Annotated in this window: 5 protein-coding genes and 1 pseudogene; 2 read left to right on the top strand and 4 right to left on the bottom strand. The window is 47.2% G+C overall.

Annotation, left to right across the window (positions count from 1 at the left end; genetic code table 11):
* Positions 1-206 (top strand): annotated as a pseudogene (locus RMO35_RS00335) (flavodoxin family protein); the annotation flags it as partial.
* A gap of 126 nt (positions 207-332) precedes the next feature.
* Here RMO35_RS00335 and RMO35_RS00340 read toward each other — a convergent pair.
* The 3 genes from RMO35_RS00340 to RMO35_RS00350 form a co-directional block, all read right to left on the bottom strand.
* The gene (locus RMO35_RS00340) at positions 333-1,652 is read right to left on the bottom strand and encodes a folylpolyglutamate synthase/dihydrofolate synthase family protein (protein WP_309737770.1); all 1,320 of its coding nucleotides are present in this window, start codon (positions 1,650-1,652) and stop codon (positions 333-335) included.
* Between the two features lie 172 nt (positions 1,653-1,824).
* The gene (locus tag RMO35_RS00345; protein WP_309737771.1) at positions 1,825-2,592 is read right to left on the bottom strand and encodes an SDR family NAD(P)-dependent oxidoreductase; all 768 of its coding nucleotides are present in this window, start codon (positions 2,590-2,592) and stop codon (positions 1,825-1,827) included.
* A 40-nt stretch (positions 2,593-2,632) separates the two neighbouring features.
* A complete protein-coding gene (locus tag RMO35_RS00350) occupies positions 2,633-4,063 on the bottom strand; it encodes a protein adenylyltransferase SelO family protein (protein WP_309737772.1) in 1,431 nt (476 codons plus the stop codon).
* A 212-nt stretch (positions 4,064-4,275) separates the two neighbouring features.
* Between RMO35_RS00350 and RMO35_RS00355 the strand changes: the two genes are divergently transcribed.
* Entirely contained in the window at positions 4,276-4,533 is a 258-nt protein-coding gene (locus RMO35_RS00355) for a chlororespiratory reduction protein 7 (protein WP_309737773.1), read from the top strand.
* Here the strand turns inward: RMO35_RS00355 and RMO35_RS00360 are convergent.
* Positions 4,517-4,713 (bottom strand): DUF2854 domain-containing protein (locus RMO35_RS00360; protein WP_309737774.1); only part of this gene is annotated, 197 nt, incomplete at its 5' end. The genes RMO35_RS00355 and RMO35_RS00360 overlap by 17 nt on opposite strands.

Raw genomic sequence — 4,713 nt, forward strand, 5'->3', positions numbered from 1 at the left:
CCCAGCATTCGATGATTTGGGTAGGTGCCGGAGAAATGTCTCAACCCAATGGGGTCAATCGGTTGGGTTCATATATGGGGGTGATGGGGCAAGCTATCCCTGATTTTACAGGGACAAAAACGGTAGAAATCGATCCTGGCGATCGACTATCGTGTGAATTATACGGTCAGCGGATTGCCGCAGCAACCCAGCGGTGGCAGAAGTAAATTAGCAAACCAATCCAATCGGATGTTGTTGGGCATGTTGGGTTTCATTCTTCAACCCAACCTACAGATCCTTGCTGTGAGCTAATTATAGATTAAGTTCCTTTTCTATATCGTGATGAGAGGATTCTAAATATCTTTAATCTTCTGTAAATATGGTTGATTTTGGCTGAGAAAATTGCCTAACAAATATAAAGAACCACACAACACTGGTTGATGAACGGCGGTAGTCGAAAACGCCGCCGCTAGTCCACTCGGCAAGTCACGATAAGTCTCGATCGAGTCGAGATCGGGACACTCGATGCGGGCTAAATCGGCGAGTGCGGCTGGATCGGCGGTACTATGTCCGGGAACGGGTACTAAATACAGTCGATCGCGCGGTCGGAGTAATGCCTGAAAAATCTCGGGATGTGCTTTAGTCGATAACATCCCCATCACCCAACTAATCGGCGTAGCTAAAGTATCGACATATTGACGTAAAGCACTTGCCGCAGCGGGATTGTGTGCGCCATCGATTAATAATTTATGCCCTTGCCAAGTCGTCCACTGAATGCGTCCGCGCCACTGGGTATTTGCCATCCCCGTCACGAGTGCGGTGGCGCTAATTTTCCAACCAGCTTGGCGCAATGTCTCAATTGTGGCGATCGCGATCGCCGAATTGGTTAACTGCATTTCGCCGAGTAAAGCCAACGGATATTTAATCCCGGCAGATTCGACCCAAGGCAGCCCTAGCGGTGAAAATGAGGTTGAGCTTAGAGCTTCGGGTTGGCGTGTTGCTAGAGCCGATTTAACCCAGATTGCGGGGCAATTGAGCTGGGCGATCCGTTCGCTGACTACCGCGACAGCATCGGGAGGTAAGATACCGACGATCGTGGGGCAATGTAGTTTGAGGATACCTGCTTTTTCCCCGGCGATTTTGGCAATCGTATCGCCGAGCTGTTGCCAGTGATCGATCGCGATCGAGGTAATAATTGTTGCCAGTGGTCGATCGCAAACATTAGTTGCATCCAATCTGCCACCCAAGCCGACTTCAATGACGGCAATATCTACTTGTGACTCGGCAAAGTACAGCCACATCGCCGCCGTCACGATCTCAAACTGAGTGGGGGTAGGCTTAGCCGCATCGATGGCGGCAATAACTCTGGAGAGGGTACTTAACGCCACCTCCGTCGGAATCGGTCGATCGTCGATACAAATCCGCTCGTTCCAGTCTACCAAGTGGGGCGATGTATATCGACCGACTCGATAACCTGCGGCACTCAGCACGCTCGATAAGTAAGCACACACCGAACCTTTGCCATTTGTCCCCCCCACATGAATTATCGGCACAGCCTGATGCGGCGAGCCGAGTGCGGCGAGCAAAGTTTGGCTGCGGCTGAGTCCTAAATTCACCCCGAATTGATGAAATGGTGCCAATAGAGTATCGATAGCGGAAGTGAAATCTGTCACGGCGAAGTTAGGCTTTGGGTTTTAGGCTTTAGATTTTAGGCTTTAGGATATCGGATGTTTGGCATTACTATTCACACTGTGCCTACGGCAGGCTATCGCCAACGGCTGTCGCTCAGTGCAAGCTATTCACTATCCACTATCCACTTTGTCTTAATGCAAAATATCAAACAGTCTACCAAGGTAGTTTACTGCCATCCCACGAGAAGAATTCACCGCTATCGATCGGCTCTAATCGATCGATAACCGCACATAATTGGGCGACAGTGCGATCGACTGAAAATAACTTTTCTGGTGGGACATTGCGTTGAAATGGCAGCGACAATCGGGTATCGGTAGTCCCCGGATGGAGTGCAACTAAAATCGCTTGTGGACAGGTGCGTTTGTACTCGATCGCAGTCGTGCGAATCAACATATTTAGGGCGGCTTTGGAGGCGCGATAGCCATACCAGCCGCCGCTTTGATTGTCGCCGATACTCCCGACTTTAGCCGATATTGTCGCGAGGATCGATCGATTTGGATGTTTGAGTAATGGCTGCACTTGTTTGAATAATAAAATCGCGCCGATACTATTAACTTGGAAATAACGTAATAGTTGCTCGGTGTTAATATGGCGCAGACTTTTCTCAGGTTGCATCGCGCCTTCATGCAAAACGCCAACAGCATTAATCACAAAATCAAGCGTAGCAGTCTCGGTTTGAATTTTGTTAATTACCGCTGCAACTTGCGATTCATCGGTGATATCCATCTGCAAACAGCACAAACGCGGATCGGAGATTGCCAGTAACTCTGTCGCTGATTCTAGGCTGCGATAGGTGGCATAGACACACTCAGTATCATCTCGATCGAGCAACCGCCGCACGAATCCCAACCCAATCCCCTGTCCTCCACCGACAACTAGGGCAGTTTTTAAAAAGCGATCGCTCGGATTATTTTCTAACATTTATTTGCACAATTAATCTTAAATATTGACATAATGCTCGCTATGTACCCGCTTGAATTTTCGCGAGTAACGTATAGAAAGGTTCCCAATTATTTTCTTGGGCGATCGGTTCCCAAATTGCTTCGATCTGAGGACGTAATAAAATTGTCTGGGGATTCGATCGAGTCAGCAAGTTTTCGACAGCATCTAGCTCTGATGCCGGGATAGAACTCATCGCTTGATGATATAGTTGCAACCATTTCTGATAACCAGAATTGCTGATAATTTCTGGCAGGAATTCGGTTTCATTCAAAATAGAATTAAGATCGAATTTCCATCGCAGTTTAAATGCTTGACTCATGTCAAAGAAAAATTGATGGTAGCCGACTTGGGTATCTGTTAATAGTTGGAGTGTGGCGACTAATAATTCATCGAGAATCGGATTAGCTGTGCCTGTAAATCCGAGCTTTTGGAGCATGAGCTGTTTGTAACGATCGAAGTAATAATCTTCAAACTTGGCTAAAGCTGCGGTCATTTCAGCAGGATCGATCGCCGCACTTAGCGGCTGCTGAAGTAGTTCTAAATTGAGCTTGCAGATTCCTGGTTGATTGCCATAACTATAGCGTCCGTAATGGTCGAAATAGGCAGCAGTAAAATCAGCATTATAAGTAGGTAAAAATGCAAAAGGGCCATAGTCAAAACTCTCCCCCGTAATCGACATATTATCGGTATTGAGTACGGCATGACAAAAGCCGACCGCCATCCAGTGAGCGACTAATTCGGCAACTCTTTGGACTAATTCGTTGTAAAATTGGATATAGCGTTCTGCGCCTTCAGCACTACTTAAATGACTGTAATAATAGGCAATTACATGGTCTAATAACTTCTGAATTAAATCGGGGCGTTTGAGATAGTTTAAGCGCTCGAAGGTGCCAAACCGAATGTGCGATCGACTAAACCTAACCATCACCGCAGAACGCGTTGGCGACGGTTCGTCCCCCCGCCACAAGTCTAAACCCGTCTCCACCAGGCTCAAACAGCGAGAAGTCCGCACCCCCATCTGATGTAGCGCTTCAGCGGCTAGAACCTCCCGCACGCCACCTTTGAGCGTCAACATGCCATCACCGCCGCGCGAATAAGGCGTTCTCCCCGAACCTTTGGTGCCAAAATCATAGAGTTCGCCATTGGTACCCCGCACCTGTCCGTAAAGGAAGCCGCGTCCGTCACCCAAGCCAGGGTTATATTCACCAAATTGATACCCATGATAGCGGAGCGCTAAAAAGGGGTGTGATGGATTGGCAAAATTACCAAAAGCTTCGATAAAATCGGCATCGCTAACTTGGCGCGGATCGAGTCCGAGCCGCACCAACAAATCATTATTCCGAAAGCGTAAGATCTGCTGGGGAAATTCGGCAGCTACTACGTCATCATAGTAGTCGGTGCCGAGTGATTCGATCGCGGCTTCATAGTTAAGTGATAATAGTGGATTCATGGATTAGTGGATAGTGGATAGTGGATATTAAAAGTTAACGATCGAAGAATAAAGTAAATAGAGATTAATGGCTACAATAAGATCGAGAGCTAGATTATTTCTTAGTTGTTACCCATTCACTAACAACTATTCACTATCCACTGTCTTGAAAAGGTGCTTCACTTGGGGAAACCCCAAGAACGCACTTTTCGCTATCCACTATCCACTAATCTATGTCTGACTCGTTAATGTTTAATAATGAAGCTTACGTCGTGCTGGAGACAGATTCGCCAGAGCAGATCCTGACTCCAGCAGAAATGTCTGCAAAACTTCAAGAAATTGTCATCAAATTTGCTGACGATCTACCGATCGATGTCCAGCAAATTAGTGGCGTCAACGAGCGAGTCAAATATCTCCTAGATACTAGCTGTGAGCTGGATTTAGCACCAGGAGAGTATTTACAATGGTACGCAATTAGGCTGGAGAAGTAGCCAGGTCCTTGGCTGGCTCGACGACGATTAATGTGACGACGATTTCTTCATCATCGTATCCGGCGATCTGGGCATCGATACCGGGGCCAAAAAATTTGGTAATCTTCCCGCGTTTTTCTTCCCACACGTCAAAACTCATAAACGGTGAGTAGAATTTTAAAATCAGTGCGTAAGCCCCGC

Source organism: Chamaesiphon sp. OTE_20_metabat_361, assembly GCF_031364565.1.

What these genes read in the sequence shown, in the direction of transcription:
- RMO35_RS00345 (WP_309737771.1), bottom strand. Translation starts at nt 2,592, where the DNA reads ATGTTAGAAAATAATCCGAGCGATCGCTTTTTAAAAACTGCCCTAGTT.
- RMO35_RS00350 (WP_309737772.1), bottom strand. Translation starts at nt 4,063, where the DNA reads ATGAATCCACTATTATCACTTAACTATGAAGCCGCGATCGAATCACTC.
- RMO35_RS00355 (WP_309737773.1), top strand. Translation starts at nt 4,276, where the DNA reads ATGTCTGACTCGTTAATGTTTAATAATGAAGCTTACGTCGTGCTGGAG.